Origin of the sequence: Paenibacillus sp. cl130 (assembly GCF_900116035.1) — a bacterium.
GTDB classification, from domain to species: domain Bacteria; phylum Bacillota; class Bacilli; order Paenibacillales; family Paenibacillaceae; genus Paenibacillus; species Paenibacillus polymyxa_B.
In genome coordinates this window covers 11,965-36,412 of record NZ_FOYG01000007.1, presented here as the reverse complement: position 1 = coordinate 36,412, position 24,448 = coordinate 11,965, and the positions used below count along the sequence as shown (strand labels likewise).

15 protein-coding genes are annotated in these 24,448 nt (G+C 47.9%); 13 read left to right on the top strand and 2 right to left on the bottom strand.

Annotated elements, in window-relative coordinates:
• The first annotated feature begins 185 nt into the window (after positions 1-185).
• The 9 genes from BM358_RS18690 to BM358_RS18650 all read left to right on the top strand — a co-directional run bounded on the left by BM358_RS18690 (position 186) and on the right by BM358_RS18650 (position 18,545).
• Positions 186-1,664: an ABC transporter substrate-binding protein gene (locus BM358_RS18690; RefSeq protein WP_028542302.1), complete on the top strand. Its 1,479-nt coding sequence runs from the start codon at positions 186-188 to the stop codon at positions 1,662-1,664.
• Between the two features lie 111 nt (positions 1,665-1,775).
• Positions 1,776-2,705, top strand: a complete 930-nt coding sequence (locus BM358_RS18685; RefSeq protein WP_028542303.1) for an ABC transporter permease — start codon at positions 1,776-1,778, stop codon at positions 2,703-2,705.
• A 23-nt stretch (positions 2,706-2,728) separates the two neighbouring features.
• The gene (locus BM358_RS18680; RefSeq protein WP_028542304.1) at positions 2,729-3,649 is read left to right on the top strand and encodes a carbohydrate ABC transporter permease; all 921 of its coding nucleotides are present in this window, start codon (positions 2,729-2,731) and stop codon (positions 3,647-3,649) included.
• A 22-nt stretch (positions 3,650-3,671) separates the two neighbouring features.
• Positions 3,672-5,975, top strand: a complete 2,304-nt coding sequence (locus BM358_RS18675; RefSeq protein WP_028542305.1) for a glycoside hydrolase family 3 N-terminal domain-containing protein — start codon at positions 3,672-3,674, stop codon at positions 5,973-5,975.
• Positions 5,975-9,088, top strand: a complete 3,114-nt coding sequence (locus tag BM358_RS18670) for an alpha-mannosidase (protein WP_028542306.1) — start codon at positions 5,975-5,977, stop codon at positions 9,086-9,088. The genes BM358_RS18675 and BM358_RS18670 overlap by 1 nt, the downstream gene beginning before the upstream one ends.
• Before the next feature lie 25 nt (positions 9,089-9,113).
• Positions 9,114-10,433, top strand: coding sequence for a glycoside hydrolase family 125 protein (locus tag BM358_RS18665; protein WP_028542307.1), 1,320 nt, complete (start codon positions 9,114-9,116; stop codon positions 10,431-10,433).
• Complete coding sequence (locus BM358_RS18660) at positions 10,430-13,585, top strand: beta-galactosidase (RefSeq protein WP_028542308.1); 3,156 nt, start codon at positions 10,430-10,432, stop codon at positions 13,583-13,585. The genes BM358_RS18665 and BM358_RS18660 overlap by 4 nt, the downstream gene beginning before the upstream one ends.
• A gap of 38 nt (positions 13,586-13,623) precedes the next feature.
• On the top strand, positions 13,624-16,416 hold the full coding sequence (locus BM358_RS18655) for an alpha-mannosidase (RefSeq protein WP_028542309.1): 2,793 nt from the start codon (positions 13,624-13,626) through the stop codon (positions 16,414-16,416).
• Positions 16,417-16,799: 383 nt separating this feature from the next.
• Positions 16,800-18,545: a methyl-accepting chemotaxis protein gene (locus BM358_RS18650; RefSeq protein WP_028542310.1), complete on the top strand. Its 1,746-nt coding sequence runs from the start codon at positions 16,800-16,802 to the stop codon at positions 18,543-18,545.
• A 112-nt stretch (positions 18,546-18,657) separates the two neighbouring features.
• Here BM358_RS18650 and BM358_RS18645 read toward each other — a convergent pair whose 3' ends face one another.
• Entirely contained in the window at positions 18,658-19,227 is a 570-nt protein-coding gene (locus tag BM358_RS18645) for a DUF1697 domain-containing protein (RefSeq protein WP_028542311.1), read from the bottom strand.
• A gap of 33 nt (positions 19,228-19,260) precedes the next feature.
• The gene (locus BM358_RS18640) at positions 19,261-19,911 is read right to left on the bottom strand and encodes a hypothetical protein (RefSeq protein WP_028542312.1); all 651 of its coding nucleotides are present in this window, start codon (positions 19,909-19,911) and stop codon (positions 19,261-19,263) included.
• 211 nt (positions 19,912-20,122) lie between these two features.
• Here BM358_RS18640 and BM358_RS18635 point away from each other — a divergent pair, with 211 nt between their 5' ends.
• The 4 genes from BM358_RS18635 to BM358_RS18620 all read left to right on the top strand — a co-directional run bounded on the left by BM358_RS18635 (position 20,123) and on the right by BM358_RS18620 (position 24,317).
• Complete coding sequence (locus tag BM358_RS18635; RefSeq protein ID WP_028542313.1) at positions 20,123-21,115, top strand: hypothetical protein; 993 nt, start codon at positions 20,123-20,125, stop codon at positions 21,113-21,115.
• 2 nt (positions 21,116-21,117) lie between these two features.
• Complete coding sequence (locus tag BM358_RS18630; RefSeq protein ID WP_028542314.1) at positions 21,118-22,203, top strand: hypothetical protein; 1,086 nt, start codon at positions 21,118-21,120, stop codon at positions 22,201-22,203.
• Between the two features lie 81 nt (positions 22,204-22,284).
• Positions 22,285-23,238 carry an ADP-ribosylglycohydrolase family protein gene (locus BM358_RS18625; RefSeq protein ID WP_028542315.1) on the top strand — a complete coding sequence of 318 codons (954 nt, stop codon included), beginning with the start codon at positions 22,285-22,287 and terminating at the stop codon, positions 23,236-23,238.
• A gap of 158 nt (positions 23,239-23,396) precedes the next feature.
• On the top strand, positions 23,397-24,317 hold the full coding sequence (locus tag BM358_RS18620) for a hypothetical protein (RefSeq protein ID WP_028542316.1): 921 nt from the start codon (positions 23,397-23,399) through the stop codon (positions 24,315-24,317).
• Positions 24,318-24,448 lie beyond the last annotated feature (131 nt).

Sequence of the window (24,448 nt, the reverse complement as noted above, 5' to 3'; positions counted from 1 at the left end):
ACCAGGTGTACATGGATTTCTTTAATTTGTACCTTGGTTTATTAAGTTTATCTTCTTTATGAAAGTGCTTACATTAGTTAAGGTTAATGTAGTTGCTTCATAAATGAGGATTTTGCAAAAATCCCATAAGCGACTTCCAATGAACAAGATAGGGTCAAATTCCAATTCATAAGGGAGGATCATACATGGGTAAAAACAAAAGAGGATACTCGCTTGTTCTCGTGATGTGTACGGTGCTGACGCTCGTTCTCAGTGCTTGTGGAGGAAGCAGCGGTGGCGGGGAAACGACGAATGGAGGAGCGGAAAAACCGGTAGAACTGATCTGGTACACCATTGGTACGCCTCAAAAAGATGTAGATCGGGTGATGGATGAGGTTAGCAAGTATACCCAAAAGAAAATAAACGCCACGATTAGAATGAAAATGGTCGATTGGGGCGACTACCCGCAAAAAATGCAGGTGAACGTGGCTTCGGGAGAGCCCATGGATATTGTATTCACGGCTTCCGGTGGCTTTGATTATGTGCAAAATGCCAGAAAGGGCGCTTTCATGGAACTGGACGACTTGCTTGACAAGTACGGCCAGGATCTTAAAAAGACGATTGACCCTGCGTTTCTGGAAGGCTCTAAGGTGGATGGACATCATTATGGCATTCCTGCCAATAAGGAGCTTCCGCAGCAAGAGGTATGGCGGTTCAATAACAAATTGCTGACGCAATACAAGCTGGACCTTTCAAATGTCCGCTCATTGGATAGCCTGGAGCCTCTGCTCAAAACGATTAAAGAAAACGAGCCTGGCGTAACTGCATTCGGCATGGACAAAAACTATGTTCCTTATGTTCCATATGACTATATCATTCAAAACCTGCCGATGGCTGTCAAACTGGATACCACGGATTATAAGATCGTAAACATCTTGGAAACGCCTGAAATGAAGCAGGCGCTGAAGACGATGCATAAGTATTACAAGGCCGGATACGTATCACCGGAAGCTGCAACCACAGGCTCGACCAATGATTTAACTACGTCCGGGAACTGGTTTCTGGATCGTGCGCAAACTCAACCGCTGGCCGATAACCTGTGGTCTGCAAGCTACGGTTATCCGGTTATATCGACACCTGCCAGCGATCCAATTGTGACCAATACGTCTGTACAGGGCTCCATTATGGCGATCTCGGCAAACTCGGCAAACCCTGAAAAGGCGATGCAGTTCCTGAACCTGCTGAATACAGATCCGGTATTACGCAATATGGTTGACTCCGGTATTGAAGGAGTGCATTACAAAAAAACAGATGGCCAGTATATCGAAAATCTGGCTAATTCCAAAAACTATGATATGCCTTCGTATTCACTCGGCAACAATATGCTGTTGTATCTGAATCCGAATGATCCGGCTGATAAATGGGAGCAATTCAAGAAGTTCAATTCGGAAGGAAAAAACTCTCCAATCCTAAGCTTCAACTTTGACAGCAGTAAAGTATCTGCGGAGATGGCAGCCGTTCAGAACGTCAAAGAGCAATTTTGGGCTTCGCTGATGACAGGTACGCTGGACCCGGAAACGAATCTCCCGAAAGTGATTGAGAAATTCAAGCAGGCTGGTCTGGATAAGGTGATGGTGGAAGCGCAATCCCAGCTTGATGCCTGGAAGGAAAAAAACAGCAAATAATATTTTAGGTCGTGAAATATAGGAGAGATCGGGCGGGTGTAAGTTACGCCCGATCTTTTTCCAATAGCTTTTTTAGCTGCTTTTCTCATAACAGATTGGGAGGGGATACCTATGGCCGCATTTTTCAAAAATGTGATTAGAAACAAAGTTATGCTGTTCATGGTGCTGCCCGGCGCTATCTGGTTCTTCTTCTTTTCATATCTGCCGCTGGTCGGGACAGTGGCTGCTTTCAAGCAATATCGTTTTAACAGGGAAGGATTCTGGGCCAGTATTTATACGAGCAAGTGGGTGGGTTGGGATAACTTCAAGTTTCTGTTCAATAACAACGATGCCTATGTCATCACGCGAAATACCCTTTTGTATAACCTGGTCTTTATTATTCTCGGACTTGTGTTTTCGGTAGCTATGGCTATTCTGCTCTCCGAACTGATTAATAAACGATTGGCGAAGCTGTACCAGACAGGCATGTTTCTCCCGTATTTCCTGTCATGGGTCATTGTGGGCTACTTTGCCTTCAGCTTTCTGAGCATGGATCGGGGGATGCTGAATCAAATTCTCGCAGGGTTTGACATCGAGCCGGTTCAGTGGTATTCGGAGGCTGCTTATTGGCCGTATATCTTGATTCTAGTCAGTCTATGGAAGGCGATCGGATATAACAGTGTCGTTTATCTGGCTTCGATTTTGGGGATCGACAAAGCCTTGTATGAAGCAGCCATGATAGATGGAGCCAGCAAGTGGCAGCAAATTCGTAATGTGACGCTCCCTTTGCTCTCGCCGATCATTATCATAATGACGCTGCTTGCGGTTGGTCGGATTTTTTATGCGGATTTTGGTTTGTTCTATCAGGTTCCAAGAGATTCGGGCACCTTGTATTCGGTAACGAACGTCATCGACACCTATGTATATCGCGGGTTGAAAACGACAGGGGAAATTGGGATGAGTACAGCCGCAGGTTTGTATCAGTCGGTGGTTGGCTTCGTTCTCGTCATCCTATCCAATCATGTTGTGCGAAAAATAGATAAAGACAGCGCTTTGTTCTAAAAAAGAGGAGAGGGGTGTGGACTGTGGCTTCTGGAAAAGAAAGAAAAAAACGAGATTTCCATCATATTTCACGGGGCTGGAATGTTGTTCTGAATGTGGTAGCAGGGGTGTTCGCGTTCTTGTGTGTATTTCCCTTTTTATTCGTCGTCATTATTTCCCTAACCGATGAGAAAACGCTGGCGCGGGACGGATATCGGTTACTCCCGTCCCAATGGAGTCTGGAGGCTTATCGTTTCATATTTCGTACCAGTGATACGCTACTGCGCTCCTATGGGGTGACGATTGCTGTAACGGTCATCGGTACGGTGATCAGTCTCATTCTTATTTCATTATATGCGTATGCTATTTCACGAAAGAGCTTCCGTTATAGAAGATTTTTTTCGGTTTTTGCAATTTTAACCATGCTCTTTAATGGCGGAATGATCCCGACCTATATGGTCGTTTCCCAATTGCTCGGGCTTAAGGATACGATTTGGGCTTTGATTTTACCGCTGGCTATGAATGCCTTTTATATTATGATCCTGCGCACATTCTATAGCACCAGCGTGCCAGATGCCATCGTCGAATCAGCCAAAATAGATGGGGCAGGCGAGTTTTACACCTTTTTAAAAATGGTGCTTCCGCTCTCTCTGCCTGGACTTGCGACCATTGGTTTATTCAGCACGCTTGGTTACTGGAACGACTGGTTTAATGCCCTGTTGTATATTGACAATCCCAATCTGGTGCCACTTCAGTCCATGCTGATGCGGATTGAATCCAGCATTCAGTTCATCCAGCAAAATTCGCAGAATAGCTCTATGAGCCTGGCTGCGCTTCAATCCATTCCGCAGGATACTTCACGAATGGCGATGGTAGTACTGGCGACGCTACCTATTATATTCGCTTATCCATTTTTCCAGCGTTATTTTGTGCAGGGGCTTACGGTTGGGGCTGTGAAGGAATAACAGGGGAGGAGAGGGCATGACCATGTTGATTTATAAAGATAAAAGCAAACCGATCGAAGAACGGGTGGAGCACTTAATCGGTTTGATGACAATAGAGGAAAAGGTGGGACAGCTTGTGCAGCCCTTTGGCTGGCAAGTGTATGAGCACACAGATGGGGGATTGTCCCTACATCATGATTTCAAGCAGCAGGTGCAAAATGGGGGAGTCGGTTCCTTATACGGGGTACTTCGCGCTGATCCGTGGACCGGGGTGACCTTGGAGAATGGCTTATCTGCCAAGCAAGGGGCGAAGGCTGTGAACTTGATCCAGCGCTATGCAGTAGAGCATTCCCGGCTGGGCATCCCGATACTGATCGGTGAGGAATGCTCTCATGGGCATATGGCGATTGACGGCACTGTGTTTCCGGTTCCGCTGTCCATCGGCAGCACATGGAATGTCGATCTGTACCGCGATATGTGCCGTGCGGTTGCGAGTGAAACCCGCGCTCAGGGCGGGGCGGTCACGTACTCGCCCGTGCTTGATGTTGTGCGTGATCCGCGCTGGGGACGCACAGAGGAATGCTTCGGCGAAGATCCTTATCTCATCGGTGAATTTGCTGTTGCCGCAGTGGAGGGGCTTCAGGGGGAAAGCTTACTCAGCGAACATAGCGTAGCTGCTACATTAAAGCATTTTGCAGGCTATGGCAGCTCGGAAGGCGGACGTAACGCCGGACCTGTGCATATGGGCTGGCGCGAGCTTTTAGAGGTGGATCTGTATCCATTTCAAAAAGCAGTGGAAGCAGGGGCGCAATCTGTTATGCCAGCCTATAACGAAATCGACGGGGTCCCGTGTACAGTGAATGCTGAGCTATTGGACGATATTCTTCGTCAGGCGTGGGGATTTGATGGTGTGATCATTACGGACTGTGGCGCGATTGAAATGTTGGCGAGCGGGCACGATGTGGCCGAGGATGGATCGGATGCCGCTGTGCAGGCGATTCGCACAGGGATTGATATGGAAATGTCCGGCGAAATGTTCGGAAGTCATCTGGCCGAGGCGGTTCGCGTTGGCAAGCTGGAGACGAGTGTGCTGGATCGGGCGGTTCGCAGGGTGCTCACGCTAAAATTCAGGCTGGGTCTGTTTGACAAACCGTATGTGGATGCGGAACGAGCAGAGCAGGTGATTGGTCAGGCGGAGCATATTCGGTTGGCTCGTCAGCTTGCGACAGAAGGGATTGTGCTGCTCAAAAACGTCGATGGAACGCTCCCCCTGCCGAAAACCTCCAAGCGTATTGCGGTCATCGGCCCGAATGCGGATCAGGTCTACAATCAGTTGGGAGATTATACATCACCGCAGCCGAGATCCCGCGTGATAACTGTACTTGATGGTATCCGTGGCAAGCTGGGCAAGGATCAGGTTAGCGTTCTGTACGCACCTGGCTGCCGGATCAAGGGAGAATCCCGGGAAGGCTTTGAAAATGCACTGGCATGTGCGGCTGAGGCCGATACAGTGGTGATGGTGGTTGGAGGGTCCAGCGCCCGCGATTTCGGGGAAGGGACGATTGATCTTAAAACCGGCGCGTCGAAGGTATCGGATCACGATTGGAACGACATGGAATGCGGCGAAGGCATCGACCGGATGACGTTGGGGCTTGCGGGGGTACAGCTCCAACTCATGCAGGAAGTCTACAGGCTGGGAAAGGAACTGGTCGTCATTTATATGAACGGGCGACCGATTGCTGAGCCGTGGGTGGAGCAGCATGCGCACGCCATTGTGGAAGCATGGTATCCCGGTCAGGAGGGGGGACATGCAATCGCGGATATTTTATTTGGGGATGTAAATCCTTCGGGACGTTTGACCCTCTCCATCCCTAAGCATGTCGGCCAGTTGCCGGTATATTACAATGGCAAGCGTTCCCGGGGCAAGCGGTATCTGGAGGACGATTCCGAGCCGTGCTATCCGTTTGGCTACGGTCTCAGCTACACGACATTTAGCTATGAAAGGCTTACATTAAGCACCGACTCGATCCGAGCGGACGAATCCGTTACGGTTACAGTCGATGTAACCAACACGGGAGAACGGGAAGGGGCTGAGGTGGTACAGCTTTATATCTCGGACACGGTGAGTTTGGTGACCCGCCCAATCAGGGAGCTCAAGGGCTTCTGCAAAGTTGTATTAAAGCCGGGAGAAACACGGACGGTTGAGTTTGTTGTAGGCTCCGACAAGCTGCAATATATAGGGCGTGATCTACAGCCGGTCGTTGAGGCAGGGCGATTTTCTATTCAAGTAGGCAGGCACTCCAAAGATACCCTGTGTGCCGAGTTGATCGTACGGGAGGATGAATAATGGAGCGTATCAAACGCCTGATTCGGGAATTGTCGGAATGCCAATGGCTGGAGAAGCTGGATTTGCGAAGCTGGAACATTACACGCTCCACTTACCAAACACCAGGTCAATACGAAGACGCCGCACCTTTATCGGAAGGACTGGACCTCAAGCGATTCCCCAGCAGTCAGGGGACGACTTATTTTTTTCAAACGCAGTTGGATGTACCGACAGCGTGGTTGAGAAAACCTTTTGGATTGGTGTTTGAGTCCGGGGGAGAAGGATTGCTGCGGGTCAATGGTGCTGCCTATCACGGGCTTGATCGCAATCATACCTATGTCACGCTTAATCCGCAGGTCATCGGGCCTTCACCGGTATTGGATATAGAACTGTTTGATCCTGTACCCGAACCCGTTGATCCACTTAATCGGCAGGCTGTCATTCAACCTCCGATTTCTTCTATTACAAGCTATCTTGTACGGCTAAACAAGCCCGTGCAGAGTCTGATGTATACCGTTACCGTTATTAGCGAAGCCGCTCTACTGCTGCCTGAGGGCGATATCCGCAGAATACGCCTGCTGAAAGCTCTGTATGGGGTGATGGATTGCTTTGCGAATTTGGAGGAAGACGCCATTCGAGAAGGGGGAGCGATCTCAGCGACAGAAAAGGAGCTCATTCAGCAAGTTCAGGAGATCGGTGGGAATGCGCAAGGTTTGGAGCACATGGTAGGACAGTCGCACATTGACATTGCCTGGCTGTGGCCGATGCGCGAGACCGTACGGAAAACAAGCCGAACCTTCTCAACGGTGGATGCGCTGATGGATGAATACCCGGCATATCAATATGCACAGAGCCAGCCGCTGCTGTTCTCTTTTGTAAAAGAAAATGATCCAGAGCTGTATGAACGGGTCAAAGCGAGAGTCGCCGAAGGACGGTGGGAGCTGGTTGGGGGGATGTGGGTAGAGCCTGATTTGAACCTGCCTAGTGGCGAATCACTCATCCGCCAAATGCTGTATGGTCAGCGTTTTTACCAACAGGAATTCGGCAAAACCTCTCATATCGAATGGCTACCGGATACGTTCGGCTACTGTGCGTCCCTGCCGCAGATTTTAAAGCATGGGAAGATAGACTATTTTATGACAACCAAGCTCGGCTGGAATGATACGAATGTGTTTCCTTACGATTTGTTCCACTGGGTGGGCATCGATGGTACTTCGATGTTGTCCTACCTCAATCATGGCGTGAATGAAAATACACGGCCACAGGACATTCATGACCATTGGCAGTCCTATCGTGAAAAATCGGCTCATCCTGAGCACATGTTGCTCTATGGACATGGAGACGGCGGCGGTGGAGTTACGCGTGAAATGCTGGAATATATAGAGCGTTCTCCGCTAATGGTGGGACTGCCTGCGAGTCGGTTCAGCACGGCGGGGCAGTTTTTCGCAGGCATAGATCAGGCACATCCGAAGCTTCCCCAATGGCATGGTGACTTGTACCTTGAGTTGCACCGGGGAACCTACACGACCCATGCTCGCAACAAACGTAATAACCGGAAAGCGGAGGGAGTCTACCGCGAGGCAGAGCTATGGAGCACGCTAGCATTACCAAAGCTGGAGCCGAAGCAGGTGCAGGACATCTGTTCGGCATTGCATGAGGGCTGGAAGCTGATTTTGTTGAATCAGTTCCACGATATTATCCCCGGCTCTGCGATTACCGAGGTTTACGGGACTTCGGATAAGGAGTATCAGCAAATTTTCGAATGGGGACATGTCGGGCTTCAACAGGGGATTACGACGCTGGCGGCTCAAGTGAACACGGAAGGCTCGAGAACAGGAATGCCGTATCTTGTGTTTAACAGCCTGGGCTGGAGCCGTAGTGCCATGATCCATATCGCTACGGAATCGGCAAAGGGATTGTATGCCTACCACTACGCTAATGATGAAGCCGAGCGGCTGGACATCGATGTGGAGGAAGGCGGCATTTCGGTGCGTATTCCGGATGTTCCTGCACTGGGCTACAAAACGATTTGGTTGGAGCGAGAACAGGCTCAAACAGGTGAGAAGCCCGAGCTAGCTGTGATATCTGGATCGCTGGGGGATATCTGGGAGACGGGATTTTATAAGGTGCAATTTAATGAGCGGGGCGAAATGATTCGTCTGCTGGATAAAGCGGCAAACCGTGAAATCTTGAAGCAAGGGGAACGGGCAAACCGTTTTCATTTTTTCCATGACCGCCCGACCTTGTGGGATGCATGGGACTTGGATGACCGCTATGAGGAACAGGTAGCAGGAGAAGCCGAGTTGCTGGAAAAACAAGTAGTGCTCCAGGGGAAAACGAAGGATGTGCTGCGCTTCCGATGGCGAATCCATCAATCTGAAATGACACAGGATGTGATCTTTTATCATCATGAGCGGCGAATTGATTTCAAGACGCATGTGAGCTGGAATGAAGCGCACAAGTTGCTAAAGGTAGGCTTTCCTATAGATGTGGTTACGGACAAGGCGACATATGAAATTCCTTTTGGTGCTTTGGAGCGGCCGACCCATCGGAATACGAGCTGGGAGCAGGCGCAGTATGAAGTGTGTGGACACCGATTTGCGGATGTTTCCGAGCACGGGTATGGCGTGAGTCTGCTCAATGATTGCAAATATGGCTACGACATTCAAGACAGCACCATCCGTCTGTCTCTGCTGCGTGCACCCAAATGGCCGGATAAAGATGCCGATCTGGGCGAGCACGATTTTACGTATTCGCTATATCCGCATGTGGGAGACTGGCGCAGCGCCCATACCTTGCGTCATGCGGCTGAGCTGAACCAAGATATGCCTGTTGTGCAACAGCAAAAGCGCAGCACCGGAGTGCTGCCGAGCAGCGGATCGTTCATTAACTTTGATAGCCGTCACGTTATGCTGGATACGATCAAGCCGGCCGAAGATGGACTGGGGACGATTCTTCGTTTGTACGAATCTTCTGGGGGACGGGAAACGATCAAGTTGCTCTGGCCTTACACGTTCAACGCAGCCTACGTGTCGAATGCGCTGGAGGAACCCCTTCAGCCGCTTGAGCTGGAAGGTAGCTGTCTCACATTGTCTTTTACACCTTATGAAATTAAAACGATACGCTTGCAATAGATATGATAAAGGAGCGAAAAAGCTATTGGAACAATTCAGACTTCCCAAAATACCGATGCCCGACCTTGACTTGCCGCAGGCTGTTCAGGACGTACTTAAGGAAGCGGAGCAAGCACTGGCTCACAGGCCGAAGCTGCTGAAGCTGTTTAAAAACTGTTTTCCAAATTCACTGGAGACAACGACCAAACTAATGGATGATGGGACAACGTTTCTCATTACAGGTGATATTCCGGCTCTTTGGTTGCGGGATTCCGTAGAGCAGGTCATTCATTATGTGCCGTTAGCCAGGGAGGATGCTGATTTACAGCGTATCATTGGTGGTCTGATCAAGCGCCATATTCATTATGTCCTCATAGACCCGTATGCGAATGCGTTCAATGAGACGGCGAATGACTGGCACTGGAACGCGGCCGATGAGACGGAAATGTCGCCATGGGTGTGGGAACGAAAATTTGAAATCGACTCGCTTTGCTTTGTCATTCGGCTGGCTTATATGTACTGGAAGGAAACGGAGCTTACCGATATTTTTGATTCAAAATTCAAGATGGCTCTGCGTAAAATGGTGGATGTGTTCAAAACGGAGCAGCGTCACCAAGAGCAATCTGCGTATCGGTTTACGCGTAATAACGGCATTTTCACCGATTCCTTGCGCAATCAGGGACTCGGTATGCCTGTAAACTATACAGGGATGATTTGGTCGGGCTTCCGTTCCAGTGATGATGCTTGCGATTTCCACTACAATATACCCGGTAATATGTTTGCGGTAGTTGCTTTACGGCAGATGCAGGAGTTTGCGGAGTGGGTATTTCGTGATATGGACTTTCTGAACGAGCTGAAGGAGCTGGAGGCTGAGGTGGAGCACGGTATCCGCTTGTACGGCATTTACCGCCACCCGGTATTCGGGCCTATATATGCTTATGAAACGGACGGATTTGGCAACTACTGCCTGATGGATGACGCAGGTACGCCGGGATTGATGTCCATTCCGTATTTGGGCTATACGACGGCGGACGATCCTATCTATCAAAATACGAGACTCTTCGCTTTAAGTCAGGAGAATCCGTTTTACTATGAAGGCAAGGCGGCTAAAGGCATCGGAAGTCCGCACACTCTGCCGGGTTACATCTGGCATATGTCCCTGTCTATGCAAGGGTTAACGGCCCAGACCACAGAAGAAAAGCTGGAGATGATCCGGATGCTGGAAGCGACCGATGGCGACACCGGATATATGCATGAAGGCTTTCATGCAGATGATCCCACGGTTTATACGAGAAAATGGTTCGCCTGGTCCAACAGTCTGTTTGCCCAGCTTGTGTATAAGGCCATGAAGGATGGCTTGTTATGAATGAATCCATAGTAAACCTATCCATCGTTGTTTTCAGTGAGCAAGGCTTTCCCGCTATAGGGAGCCTGTTGCCAGACGAGGCATTTCAGGGAGTTGCAGACGTGGTGGTCGTACGAGCCGATGAACTGGCTGAAACGCTAAAGCATATGGACAACGGCTGCTTTGTCAATCTGCATGCACCGTACTTCCCCAAGTCCGCCTGGACCGAAATCGTGGCATTTCTCCACAGGGGAGGGGGGCTGCTTAACGTCGGGGGAGCACCCTTTAAGAATCCGGTCCGCGATCCTGCTGATGAGCATGGAGACTGGGTAATTGAGACTGAGCAGACTGCATATCATCAGGAATTGCATATTCATGAGGTGCTGAGAGTAGACGCGTCGAAGGTGACTTCTCTGGTCGCATCAGAGGATATTTCTGTGCTGTGTGGTCAGGAGTCTCTGTTCCAGGTGGCGGATACGTGGAATCTCGTTCCACATACGACCAAAAGCAGCGATCTGCCGCACCAAATGGGCTCTGCCGGGCCGATGAATACGCGAATTTATCCTTTGCTCAAGGGAGTAAGTAAGGACGGACGGGACATTGCCGCCCCAGTGGTGCTATGGGAGCATGCCCGAGGTCTGTTTGCCGGCGCACGCTGGATGTTTGTCCAATTGCCGTTGACAGCTTCCTTTTGGGAACAGGATGGGGAGCAGTTGCTTGCCCAATGGGCACGTTTTTGCGCCAAGGGGATGACGGAGCTATCTATCAAGCCAAACTATGCTGCTTATGAGCCTGGGGAACAAGCCGTACTGACACTTCAAACCCAAAGATTGCAGCGAGGAGGAGCCACGCCCAGATATCACGAGATATGGAGCTTTGACCTGACGGTGGAGCAAATATTGGATGATCACAGTCAGGAGGTATGGAGCAAGCGCTTGCAGATTGAAGTTAGCAGAGAACAGGACTTTGTACGTATTCCCCTTTCCTTTTTCATCCTAAGCGGTTTATATCGGGTCATTTGCCGAGCCGAGTCATCGGATGGTGAAGTGCGTATATTGCGACAGGGCTTTTGGGGGCAGGATGCCGAACTGCTGGCTGAAGGACAGATCATCATGCGCAGTCGGGACTATTTTATAAAGGATGGGCGCCCGTTGCCTGTTGTCGGCATGACCTATATGACCTCAGATGTAGCACGGAAGTTTCTGTTTTTGCCCAATGCAGCAATTTGGGACCGGGATATGGCCCAGATGGCCAAAGCGGGCATCAACTGGATTCGTACAGGGGTATGGACGGCTTATCGCAACATGATGCAGATAGACGGGCACGCCTCGGAAGAGGCGCTTCGAGCAATTGATGCTTTTTTGCTGACAGCCAAAAGGCATGGATTGCAGGTGACGTTCACGTTCTTTTCTTTTACACCGGAAACATGGGAAGGGGTTAACCCTTATCTCGATCCGCAAAGCGTTGAAGCACAAAAGCGGTTCATTCGCAGTATTGTCAGCCGTCACACGACTACAACCCATGTAGACTGGGATCTGATTAACGAGCCTTCCATGTTTGATCCGTCGCGCATTTTCGCGGATGGTCCGCGTTCTGCGAGGAACTCATGGGAACAGGAGGCATTCAGCACATGGCTGGGGCAACGGCACGGCAGCATTGAGGGTTTGCAGGAAGCATGGAATATGACGCCACAGCAGCTTCCCTGTTTTGCTTCTGCCACAATTCCCGAGCCGGAGGAGATAAACTTCGACGTTCAGGATATGCATCAGGCCAAAAAGGGAGCCAAGTGGCTGGATTACTGTCTGTTTTCAATGGATATGCACAATCTGTGGGCCGAGCAATTGGCGACTACGATTCGAGAGCTTTGTCCCGGGCATTTGGTAACTGTAGGACAGGACGAGGCAATGGGCGCGCAGCGGCCGTCTCCGTTTTTTTATGAGGCTGTGGTGGATTATACGACGGTGCATTCATGGTGGCTGAATGACCATTTGGTGTGGGACGGTATTTTTGCCAAAACACCAGACAAACCGAATCTCGTGCAGGAAACCGGAATAATGTATGTTGAGACGCCGGATGGTCGAGCCAAGCGTTCAGAGGCGGAGCTGCGCGACATGCTGGAGCGCAAGTATGCGTATGCCTTTTCGACTGGTGGAGCGGGTGCGATTCATTGGATATGGAATACGAACTTTTATATGGATAATGCCAATGAATCTCACATCGGTGCGTTACGTGCGGATGGGACCGAGAAGCCGGAAGCAGAGGTATCTTACGATTTTGGGCGTTTTATGAATGATATTCGCGATCTGTTTACAGACCGAAAACTGGAGGAAACGGCTGTTGTATTCCCGTACTCGAATGATTTCTCCAACCGATCGCTTGCCTTTGATGCCACGACACGGCTTACCCGGGTGATGTCCTATGATCTCAAGCAGCCATTCCGTGCCGTCTCCGAGTATCATCTGGACTCGCTCAAGCGGCAGTTACCGAAACTGATTATGATCCCTAGCGCGCACAATTTCGACAGTACATCGCTGGAACATCTTCTGGAAATGGTGCGATCCTTCGGTGTGACTTTACTAGTCACCGGACCGTTGGGCCTTGATCCTTACTGGAAAGTGAGCGACCGAGTCGATGATATTATTGGGCAGCGTACGCTGGGGAACGTCCAACGGGAGGAAATGATGAGTCTGGAGGGTCAAACCTTCCCTGTCTCATTCGGTCAGCGGCGAATTGCTGAGGTGGCTAAGGAGGAACAACTGTCACCGGAAGCGGATGGAGCGATGGGGGATGAAGTCGTGAACCTGCCGCTTGGCAAGGGGCGCTTGATCTGGAGTCCGCTTCCACTGGAGTTGAATGGCAGGGATGAGCCGATTGGTGAGCTATATCGCTATGCCCTCACTGCCGCCGGGGTGGAGCGAGAACTGGAGTGGATAGACGGTGGCGATCAGCCGGGACTATATGGACGTAAGCTGAATTTCGAGAATGGGGGCTTGTATATTTTCGTATCGGAGTTTTCCCGGGATACGCAAGTGCGTGTTCGAGATAAGGCGACTGGATTATCCTACGCTTTTCTGTTGCCAAGGAGCCGCTCTGTCTTGTTTGCTGTGGATCGAGAAGGTCAGTTGCTAGCAGTATATCGTCCTGAGGACGTGACGATTGAAGTGATACAGTGAACAATGGCAGGTCAAGACATACGGTGAGGAGATATGCGATGAGCGAGCAAAGGGATGAATCAATCAGCAATCAAGCGATAAGCAGGGAAGTAGACACATATACGGGTAGCAAGACGACAGCACATATTATTTCGCATACCCACTGGGATCGGGAGTGGTATTTGCCTTATGAGAAGCACCATATGCGCCTGATTAGCCTGATGGATTCTCTACTGGATAAGCTGGAGCAGGACCCGGATTTTAAAAGCTTTTATCTGGACGGGCAGACGATCATTCTGGAGGATTATCTACAGGTTCGCCCCGAGCATAAGGAACGGCTGGAGCAGCATATTCGCAATGGTCGTATTTTTATCGGACCCTGGTACATTTTGCAGGATGCTTTTCTGACCAGCGGCGAAGCCAATGTACGTAATATGCAGATCGGGCACCGCGATGCTGAACGTTACGGCAATCCGTCCAAGATCGGATACTTCCCCGATACGTTTGGTCTGGTTGGGCAGACTCCGCAGTTAATGCTACAGTCGGGGATTACGAATGTTTTCTTCGGAAGGGGCGTAAAGCCCACAGGGTTTAACAATACAGTGTCGGATAGAGGCTACGAGTCCTCCTTTTCGGAACTGTTATGGACGGGGCCAGACGGATCGGAGGTACTCGGTATTTTATTCGCTAACTGGTATTCCAACGGCAATGAGGTTCCGGTAGATGAGGCGGAAGCCAAGGTTTATTGGAAGCGTAAACTGGATGATGCGCAAAAATATGCTTCAACTGGCGAGCTGCTGTTCATGAACGGATGCGATCACCAGCCTTTACAGCTTGATTTACCGGAAGCAATCCGTACGGCACAGAAGCTTTATCCGGATATCGAGTTTATTCATTCTAATTTCAACGATTATCTGACCTCTCTGAAACGGGCTACCCAAAGGCAACTCTCGTCAGTGAAGGGAGAGTTTCGCAGTCAGCGCACGGACGGCTGGGGAACGCTGGTGAATACGGCTTCTGCCCGGGTGTATTTGAAACAGATGAACCAGTTGGGACAAGTGATGCTGGAAAAAGTGGCTGAGCCGCTTGCAACCTTCGCGCATCTGTTGGGGCAGGCTTACCCTCACCATTTGTTCACCTATGCCTGGAAAACACTGATGCAGAACCATCCGCATGACAGTATTTGCGGCTGTAGTGTGGACGAGGTGCACCGTGAGATGGTGACCCGGTTTGATAAGAGCCGTCATGTAGCCGAGAGCATTGTGGATGAAAGCATTGAGGTCATTGCGCAAGCAGTGGATACGACGGGCTTCAGTCGCTTTGGAGAAGATGCGTTGCCACTCGTGATTTTTAATACGTCAGGCTGGGAACGCAGTGGTATAGTGTCGGCAGAACTGGAAGTGGTGCGTCTGTACTTCCGTGAAGGATACACGCTTGAGGAGGCCTCTCATCGAGCGAAGAAAGTGGATCTTTCCGGGCGCGTACTGGTGGACAGTGAAGGGTGTCCGGTGGCATGCAAGGTGGAGGACCTCGGGCTACAGTTCGGTTATGATTTGCCGGATGATCGATTCCGCCAGCCTTACATGTCTCGTCGGGTTCGCCTTACCTTTGAGGTAGAACGTGTGCCCCTTTTAGGCTTAAAAACCTATGCTTGGCTGAAAAGCAATGTCGAGACTGACTCCTCTTCACTTTTTCAAGGCAGTCGAAGTATGGAAAATGATCTGCTTCACGTCGAAATTGCGGATAACGGCTCTTTTACCCTGACGGATAAGCGTACAGGCTGCAGCTACAAAGACCTTGGCGTATATGAAAATGTTGGTGATATCGGCAACGAGTATATGTTCAGACATCCCGAGGGAGAGCAGGCGCGGACCACCGAAGATTTGATCGCTGACATCCGTGTGCTTGAAGATACACCTTTTCTCGCATCCTTGGAGATTATCCATCATTGGGAAATACCAGCCTCTGCGGATGAAACGCTGGGGCAGGAGCAGCGAGAACTGGTTTATTATCCGTATCGTCAGGCTCAGCGCTCCCGACAGACCGTTCCGCTGACGATACGGACTGTCATTTCTTTATCTCGGAACAGCAGGGGTGTTTCCATGGAAACCACCTTCAACAACCAAGCCAAGGACCACCGACTACGCGCGCTGTTTCCGACAGAAATACACTCTGGCGAGCATCGGGTGGACTCCATGTTTGAAATTGCAATCCGGGACAATGAACCCGCACCTGAGTGGGAAAACCCAAGCAATACACAACATCAGCAGGCGTTTGTGGATGTAAGCGGGGAACAAACCGGTCTGACCGTGGCCAATCTCGGGTTGAATGAATATGAAGTGCTGCGTGATGGACGTAACACGATTGCAGTAACGCTGCTTCGCTCAGTTGGCGAGCTGGGTGATTGGGGATGGTTCCCGACGCCGGAAGCGCAATGTCCAGGTGAGCATACCGCCCGTCTGGAAATCATTCCACATGATGGCGACGGTATTCAGTCCGGCGCGTATAGAGAAGCCTATCAATACCAAATTCCTTGGATTGTAAAACAAACGGGGATTCATGAGGGTACAGTTGCTCCAGATTATGCGCCGTTTGATTGGAAAAGCACGGAGCTTGCCTTTTCCTCTATGAAAATGAATGAGCTGTCGGGGGATGTGCTGTTACGCTGGTACAATATGAGTCATAGTATAGCCGAATTAATTATCAAGCCCAGGACGCAGCAATACGATTTTTATAAAAGTAATATCCTCGAAGAACAAGGAGAAGACATCGTAATGGATTCTTCTGATGAGTTACTTCAGTCTGTAAAGCCGCATGAAATTATCACACTAGGTTTTAAATTGAAGACTTAATAATAAAGAGAAGAAGGCCATAGCCATAGGATAATATACCCCGATGGAATAACTTATCATCGGGGCTTGTTATCCTATGGCTAAATGTAAATAGTAGATAGGTTTAGCAAATTCTTTAAGCCCATGAGCATCAAAATTTTTGAGTTACATAGCAAGTCCAACTATGAAGTTGCCTATTATAATATTCTTTATTTTTGCATCACTGTTATCTTACTTATAAATTTAAGCGCTTTCTACCGATATATATAAATATAGATATCATCACGTTCTGTGATCTGCTTCATTGTGTTGTTTGGAGGGCAATGTCAAGGAGACCGAGCGGAAACTCGTGAAAGTTGAGAGCAGCGTGAACTATTATCCATAGACGATCTGGAGGGGTTTGGATGAGTAACAAGCTATCAGACAGGACTAAAAAAGGGAAGGGTTTTAGAGATTTAAAGGTTACGACAACGATGATTTCCATGATTGTAATCAGCTTAGTGGGTTTACTCATTGTATCGTTGGTAGGGGTTATCGGTATGTATCAAGCTAAAGAGGGTCAAGGTATTTTGTATGTGGATCGCTTTCAACACCAAACGAATATTCTTGAAGTCAAAAGTGATTTCTATAATATGCGGGCTAATTATACAAAAATACTCGACAATAAGGAGTACACAGATAAACAGTATAAGCAGGTGCAGAAAGGAAAAGATAGCGTTACAACCGGACTAAATGAATTCTCACAAAGGAATTTGGATGCTAAGGAACAGAAAATGTACGAGGAACTACGGGGGAGTATAGACACATATTATCAGGATATTGAGCAAATCATGGCAGTCAAAAAAAATAGTGGAACGTATGACACGGAAGAAAGAGGCCGAATTAATAAATCCAGTACGGCAATTGTTACGATGCTGACTACGATTTCAGATTATAACAATGAGCAATCCGCTAACTTATATCAAAATACGCAAAATGAGATTAAAATGCGTACAATTGTTTTGATCACAGTTCTGGCCCTCGTGCTGGCTATTCTTATCACCATCTCCTTTGCGGCCATTCGAAATATCCGTTTTCGGATGAGTACAATTACGAAATACTGTGAGGAGATTACCCAAGGAAATTTAACGGCAGCACTTGATCCTGCCTTGCTTAAAGGAAATAATGAGATCGCTGTGATTGCGCGTGCCATTCAACAAATGACAGATTCAACCTCAATGGTCATTACGGGGGTTATCAAAGAGTCACGCCAAATTAACCAACTGAGTGATCAGACGAATCATAATATGACAGATCTCAATGAGCGGATTAGAGATGTATCTGCCACGGTCGAACAGCTGTCAGCAGCTATGGAAGAGACTTCGGCATACACCGAAAATATGAACCATTCGGCGGAAGAAATGCAGCGGGCAGCAGAGTACATTTCGGTCAAAACTCAAGAAAGAGCTCAGTCTGCCCATGATACAAGTGTAAAAGCCGAAACATTGAAGCATGCGGCAAGTGAATCCAATAAAGCGGCCAAGGAAATTTACCGGAAGGCCAATGAAAAGATGAAGGAAGCGTTAGAACGAGCCAAGGCCGTAGACCAAATTCGTTTACTTTCTCAGTCTATCTTAGAAATTACGGCACAAACCAATTTGCTGGCTCTAAATGCATCCATTGAAGCGGCTCGTGCGGGTGAGTCAGGTCGAGGGTTTGCGGTTGTGGCTAACGAGATTCGCAAGTTGGCAGACGGCTCCAAACACGCGGTAGACCAAATTCAGAGTGTTACTCAAGAAGTTGTGCAATCGGTAGAGAATTTAACTACTAATGCCGAAGAATTACTGCACTTCCTGCAAGCCCAGGTAGGCAAGGATTATCAGCTGCTTGAGGATACAGCAGGACAATATTACAATGATGCCGTGGAGCATACGAACACGGTCAATGATTTGAACGCCACCTCTAAGCAGGTGAATGCAACCATCCAAACGATGGTGAGAGCGATTCATGAGATTGCAACAGCCAGCGAACAGTCCGCTATATCCACTCAGCACATTGCAGAGAATATGGTTTCATCGACGGAGAAATCTCTTGAAGTGGCACACCAGTCTGATCAGGTGAAGGAAAGCGCGGCCCGACTGAATGAACTGGTCGAAGGCTTTAAAATTTAACGAGACAATATATAAAGACTAGGGAAAACTTTACATCGAAGAAAAACAGTTGGGGAGCCCTAAAAAGGCTCCTTTTTAAGTTTACCCTCCCAACGTTGCTTTTGGATTACAGTCAAGAACTCGTATCCTGCAACTCTTCCTGTTCAGCCATTTGCATCAGCTTATAAATCTGACGAGTTGTGTTCACATTCCGCACCGTCATTTGCTGATACAGCTTGGTTCCGACTAATTTCGTTAACCCGCTTTTTGTGACTTGTTCTTTGCTGACAGAGTACAGAACGGCCCCGGTCGTATATATTACATGGCCTATTCCTGTTTTTAAAGGAAGCTTGTCCAGAACGGAAATATCGTTAATTTCATCCCACAGAAACATTACATCACTTTTCATCTGTGTATCATTAGACCATTCATTCGGCAGTGCCTCCATAATGCTCTGAATCTCTTTCATGTTACGGACGATGACGCGGATGGGTAAGCTAAAATCCTCCAGAATCGCCTGTTCCAGTTTGAGCGATAGTTCCTCGTTGGAATCACCTTGACTGGAAAAGATGATGTTTCCAGAATTAATGTAAGTCGTCACATGCCCCAAACCTACATTTTCAAACGTTTGCTTGAGCTTCTTCATCTCGATCTTGTTGTTGCCGCCAACATTGATGCCTCGCAGTAATGCGATATAGATCATATAAGCTCCACCTCTCTTCAAAAAAAAGGATTTCTAACAAAGGGATAGGTATTCCAATAAAAACGTAGTTTGATTGTCGCCCAACCAATGATGCAGCAGCGGTTTTACGTGCTCGATATATTCTGCTTTGGTTTCGTAGGTCTCCTCATCTTTCAATTCTCCCTTAAAGGTACAGGCACCTTCAATCAGGATGGAGAGAGCCGTAAAGAAGTTAGCTAAAGAGTCAGCAATCTGCTGCGGGACACCGCCTTCGAATGCAGCATATACAGGGGAACCGAGTGCGCTAGTATCGACAATGACTGGATCGTCATTAAAAGTGGCAATCACGATATGATGGGGCGGCCACGAAGAAGATTCTTGGACAAGCTCACCAGATGTAATCCAGCGATAGCCCAGCTGTTGGCGATACAGATGTTCTGGTGCGGCAAAAAAGAGAACCGCGGCATCCCCGATTTCAACTGCTGCATTTTTTAATTTGTGTGTTCCCGCTGCCTTGGCATCGATCATTTCATAATGGCTATACAGGTACTTAAGCTCAGGGGATACAGGAATCTGACTGTCCCAGCAATCTGCTAGTTTCTCCATCCGGGGCTGGATGTCGTGGTTTTGGAACAGCCCGTAGGCTTCATTATATAAGTTTTGTTGTTGTACAAAACGGGCCAGAGCTTCGCTTAGCTGTTTCATAGGTTGTCATTCCTTTCTAATCGTAGGCTATGATTTCCGACATCACGTTTTACTTCTATCGTAAAGATATCATAATATAGATATGGAGAACATATGTTTCTGTAATTGTGCCGCCTTGCCAGTCTATCCAGATTAATTTTACAATATAGGAGTTCGAAAATGTTTTGTGCTTAGTTTAATATGCTCAGGCTTACTTGTAAGGAGGATAGGTATGTCATTTTCTAAAATATACGATTACAAATTAAGAGCTTATTTTAATGAGCGTATTTCTGATTTAAGTCATGAATATCTATTTTATTCTTATCCCGATCAAGAGCAAAATTTAAGAATATTAACCCTGAATATAAACGAGCAGGATTATGTTTCTCTAGTGCGATGGCATGATCTGTTTGACAGGTCGCTATTTACAAAAATGGATCATGTCATTCGAGGCGAACTGGATGCTGAACGCCTGATTCGATTGCTTTCGCTCATTTTTAATGTTTTTGATATACATAAAGATGTTGCTTATAGGAGAAAAAACTTATGTTGTTTTTATTATCAATATCAAGTTTCACATCTAGCAGAGAGAGGCAATGAATTCACGTTTGCTCAGGACAGACTATTTTTCCTTCAACATCTTTTATTTGAACTGGGTTTAGGTGACGACATTTATGATCGTTTAACGATTGAAAATAATAGGATTATGTACAGAATGGAAGACGCACAACATTATGATCTGCACATTCTTATTAACATTTTGCATGAGCATATTCACAAAAGTAAGATGGATATGGATACACAAGCAGCGCTGGAAAAAATAAAATTTTTACAAGGCCAATGGGTTAACTTCATACTGGGTAGTCATGATGTATATGATTTTCCACTCGATGATTTCAACAAGCCGTTTGTAGAAGCAACGATATTTATGCAAGCCTACAAGTCTGATAAAAATAGGGTGTTAGAGGTGCTGATCGACTGTATCAATGAGCATCAATCTCCAACAGAGCAGTTCATCTCCAACTTGATCTTGATGAATTACTCCTATTTTGTTCTCAAAAGTAATCCTAGCGAAATTACATATCTTAAGTTGTTTTGCACGAAAAAACCGGGAGTTTTTATTAAAATATTAACTGCATTGCTTGATATCAGATTTTTTGTTGATAAATCCAGCTTCACAAATGCGGGTATAAATTATTATTTATCCAGAATAAAAGGGGTTTAATGATGCCATTCCATCACGTTTCTTTACCTGATTTACCACCGTCTATCGGGCGCCTTACAGCCATTCATCCACTACAGGGCGACTCTCAGGAAAGCATAACCCTGCTGGCACTAAACACACAAGCAGAACTGTGGAGACTAGAACTTCGCTCAGGCAGCGCAGAATTGTGCACACGTATTTGTATTCCTGATTTTAATCCCATGCAACCTGTCCAAATGGTTACCAGTTCTGACGGCAGCTACGTAGCTATCTCCAATCGTTTTGGACGGCATGCGGCAGTGTATGATTTAGTCCATGCTCAAGAAAAAATGAAATTATCACGGGACGAATATCACTACGATAAAAGTATGTTTCCCCTGGCATTTGTACATCAAGACGGTGCATATATTCTTGTTCATGGGACGGAATGGAACCGGCTTGATCTGACGGATGTAGAAACAGGCATGCTTTTGACAGCAAGACCTACTCCTGTTTATAACAGCGAAAGCAAAAATGAGCACTATCTAGATTATTTTCATGGGAGGCTGCTGATTTCACCAGGTGGAAAGTGGATTGCGGATACGGGATGGGTATGGGCTCCATTAGGAGTGGTCCGAACTTGGTCCTTATCCGATTGGCTGATGAACCCATGGGAATCGGAGAATGGTCCGTCAGTTCGCCATCTTTGGCAAACCATAGATTGGGATGGGCCGGTGTACTGGACAGGACCCGATACATTGGCGGTTTGGGGACAGATGGATGCCGATTTGCTGGAGGAGGAAGATTGGGGAGAGGAAGGAGTTGAACCGGCTGTTGTCCTATTCGATATGACCCAGCCCGGGTACCGGCGTGTGCTTCCAGCGATCCCATCCCTAAATTGTAAGCCTGTTGAAGACGGGGCTTTTCCTTACCCCCAAGCGGATATGGCCATTTGCGACGACCGATTATTCTTATGGGGAAAAGGAGTCCCGCTTCAGGTATGGCGGCTTTCAAGCGGTGTGCGGGAATATGTAGATACGGAGCGGTTTCCACTCGTTTACCATCAAGAGGCAGGAATTTTCATTGAATTGAAACCGGATAGTCGTTGTAAGGCCTTAAGCTACGAATAAATGGCAGTGTCGGGCTTCCTTCCTGGCGAGATGGGAAAATATGCGTTAGTTATTACATTTGAAAAGGGGCGTAAAACCAAAATGGCACTTATCAAGGATCGTTTTTTGGGATGTCTGGTTGGGCTGGCTGTGGGCGATGCTTTGGGAACCACTGTGGAATTCAGCAGTCCAGGTACATTTGAACCTGTAACGGATATCGTGGGCGGCGGTGTATTTGGGTTAAAGCCGGGCCAGTGGACGGACGATACGTCGATGGCGCTCTGCTTGGCCGAGAGTATGGTGCGAAAAGATGGCTTTGATCCGGCAGATCAAATGCGCCGATACACCAATTGGTACCACTTGGGATATATGAGCAGCACGGGAACGTGCTTTGATATCGGTGGTGCAACGAGAGCAGCACTGCATCGCTTCGAAGCTACCGGAGATCCGTACAGTGGGTCCGTTGACCCCATGACTGCCGGCAATGGCTCTATTATGAGGCTTGCACCTGTAGCTATGGCCTATGCGAACCGTCCGGAAGAGGCGGTGATGTACGCTGAGATGAGCTCACGAACCACTCATGGAGCAGTCGAAAGTGTGGAGTCCTGTGCTGTGCTTGCTTCAATCCTTGTGGCAGGTCTGCGAGGAGCGGACAAAGAATCCATGTTATCGGCGGACGTCTGTTATAAGTGGCGGCAGGACGAGCCCGCTTATTCGGTAGCCATTGAAGAAATAATTCGGGGATCTTACCGGCATAAAGAGCCGCCTGAAATACAAGGAACCGGGTATGTCATTCGTTCCCTTGAGGCTGCGTTGTGGGCATTCCACCATTCGACTTCATTTGAAGAGGGAGCACTGTTGGCAGTGAATCTGGGGGATGATGCTGATACGACTGGGGCGGTGTACGGGCAAATTGCAGGAGCTTATTACGGAATAAGCGGTATTCCGAGTCGTTGGCGCGAGAAGCTGGCGATGAAGGAGACGATAGATGAACTGACTGAGGCTTTATGGCAGAAGGTTGAGAAGGACCAAACGCTCCAAGGGGAACATCTATAAAGATCAAGCTGGGCTGCTATTCTTATGAAGCAGAACCCAGCTTTTTTTGTTCACTATATCGCCATACTTCCGCCCTACTCAGCAACATGCCGTTATGACAAAATGAGTTCAATACAAATAACACTTCACTTTATTGACCCTTCAGAGGAGGAATTACCTTGTCACATCTATTTAAACAGCTTCATTCATTTGTTGATATTTCCAATGATATAAAAGGATTTGAGATCGTTTCGACCCAATTTGGCCCTGATGGGCGCGTGTATATTTTGCTGATTGATAAAGCCCCAGAACGAGTGCGGGGGATGTTCACGCCTGCCTCTCTTAAAGACAGACATACTTACAAGGTACTCATCCTAGACGATCACATCGAAGAAGTGTGTGTGGAGGGGCAGCAGTTCAACTATCATTATGTACAGCCTCTAAAAAATCATTTGTTACTCGTCGGAGCACGGTGCCATTATTACGGACCTGGTCAATACGATCTAAATGGTAAAATCCTTGATTATGAAGGTCATACCGTCAATGAGATGTTGCTTGGAGACGGCATCCAGAGTGTTCAGGTAACAGAAGAAGGTACGATCTGGACCAGTTATTTTGACGAAGGTATATTTGGCAATTATGGTTGGGTTGAGCCTGTTGGGTCCTCCGGCCTTGTTGCCTGGAATGAAAAGGGAGATAAAATATATGAGAACCAAGCAGCAGCCATTGATGATTGCTATGCATTAAACGTAGTCAGCGAACAGGAAATCTGGTTTTATTACTATTCAGACTTTTCATTAGGACGTATTTCCGGTAGTGACCACACGAATATTACGTTAATGAATCCGAGGATTTCTGGCTGCTCTGGGGTGGCTACAGATGGATATCACTTTTTATTCGATGGCGGGTATGGAAAGAGTGGACAATATGTCCTGAAAAAGAATGTGAAGCCAGGTAGTTTGAGCAAAGGGCAAAACATCCGTTTTTTAAATGACGATCAAGAGTTTCTTCAGCCGCACGAACAGGATTTCAGAAAAAACCGCCTGCTGCTCCGTGAAGGTTCTCTGTTGTACCAGGTGGCGATAGAAGAGTTATTATAAAAACCCACGTCAGACGTGGGTTTTTTTGTTGATTGGAAGTAATTTGAGCCTATATTCTTGTTTTAAATTCATGGATATTGCCAAAGAGGGGGTATCGATAAGCAGCATGATAATTTCGTAACCTTACAGTT

Excerpts from the sequence above, each read along its gene's own strand:
- BM358_RS18690 (WP_028542302.1), top strand. The coding sequence starts at position 186 with ATGGGTAAAAACAAAAGAGGATACTCGCTTGTTCTCGTGATGTGTACG.
- BM358_RS18685 (WP_028542303.1), top strand. The coding sequence starts at position 1,776 with ATGGCCGCATTTTTCAAAAATGTGATTAGAAACAAAGTTATGCTGTTC.
- BM358_RS18675 (WP_028542305.1), top strand. The coding sequence starts at position 3,672 with ATGTTGATTTATAAAGATAAAAGCAAACCGATCGAAGAACGGGTGGAG.
- BM358_RS18670 (WP_028542306.1), top strand. The coding sequence starts at position 5,975 with ATGGAGCGTATCAAACGCCTGATTCGGGAATTGTCGGAATGCCAATGG.
- BM358_RS18660 (WP_028542308.1), top strand. The coding sequence starts at position 10,430 with ATGAATGAATCCATAGTAAACCTATCCATCGTTGTTTTCAGTGAGCAA.
- BM358_RS18655 (WP_028542309.1), top strand. The coding sequence starts at position 13,624 with ATGAGCGAGCAAAGGGATGAATCAATCAGCAATCAAGCGATAAGCAGG.
- BM358_RS18650 (WP_028542310.1), top strand. The coding sequence starts at position 16,800 with ATGAGTAACAAGCTATCAGACAGGACTAAAAAAGGGAAGGGTTTTAGA.
- BM358_RS18645 (WP_028542311.1), bottom strand. The coding sequence starts at position 19,227 with ATGATCTATATCGCATTACTGCGAGGCATCAATGTTGGCGGCAACAAC.
- BM358_RS18640 (WP_028542312.1), bottom strand. The coding sequence starts at position 19,911 with ATGAAACAGCTAAGCGAAGCTCTGGCCCGTTTTGTACAACAACAAAAC.
- BM358_RS18635 (WP_028542313.1), top strand. The coding sequence starts at position 20,123 with ATGTCATTTTCTAAAATATACGATTACAAATTAAGAGCTTATTTTAAT.
- BM358_RS18630 (WP_028542314.1), top strand. The coding sequence starts at position 21,118 with ATGCCATTCCATCACGTTTCTTTACCTGATTTACCACCGTCTATCGGG.
- BM358_RS18625 (WP_028542315.1), top strand. The coding sequence starts at position 22,285 with ATGGCACTTATCAAGGATCGTTTTTTGGGATGTCTGGTTGGGCTGGCT.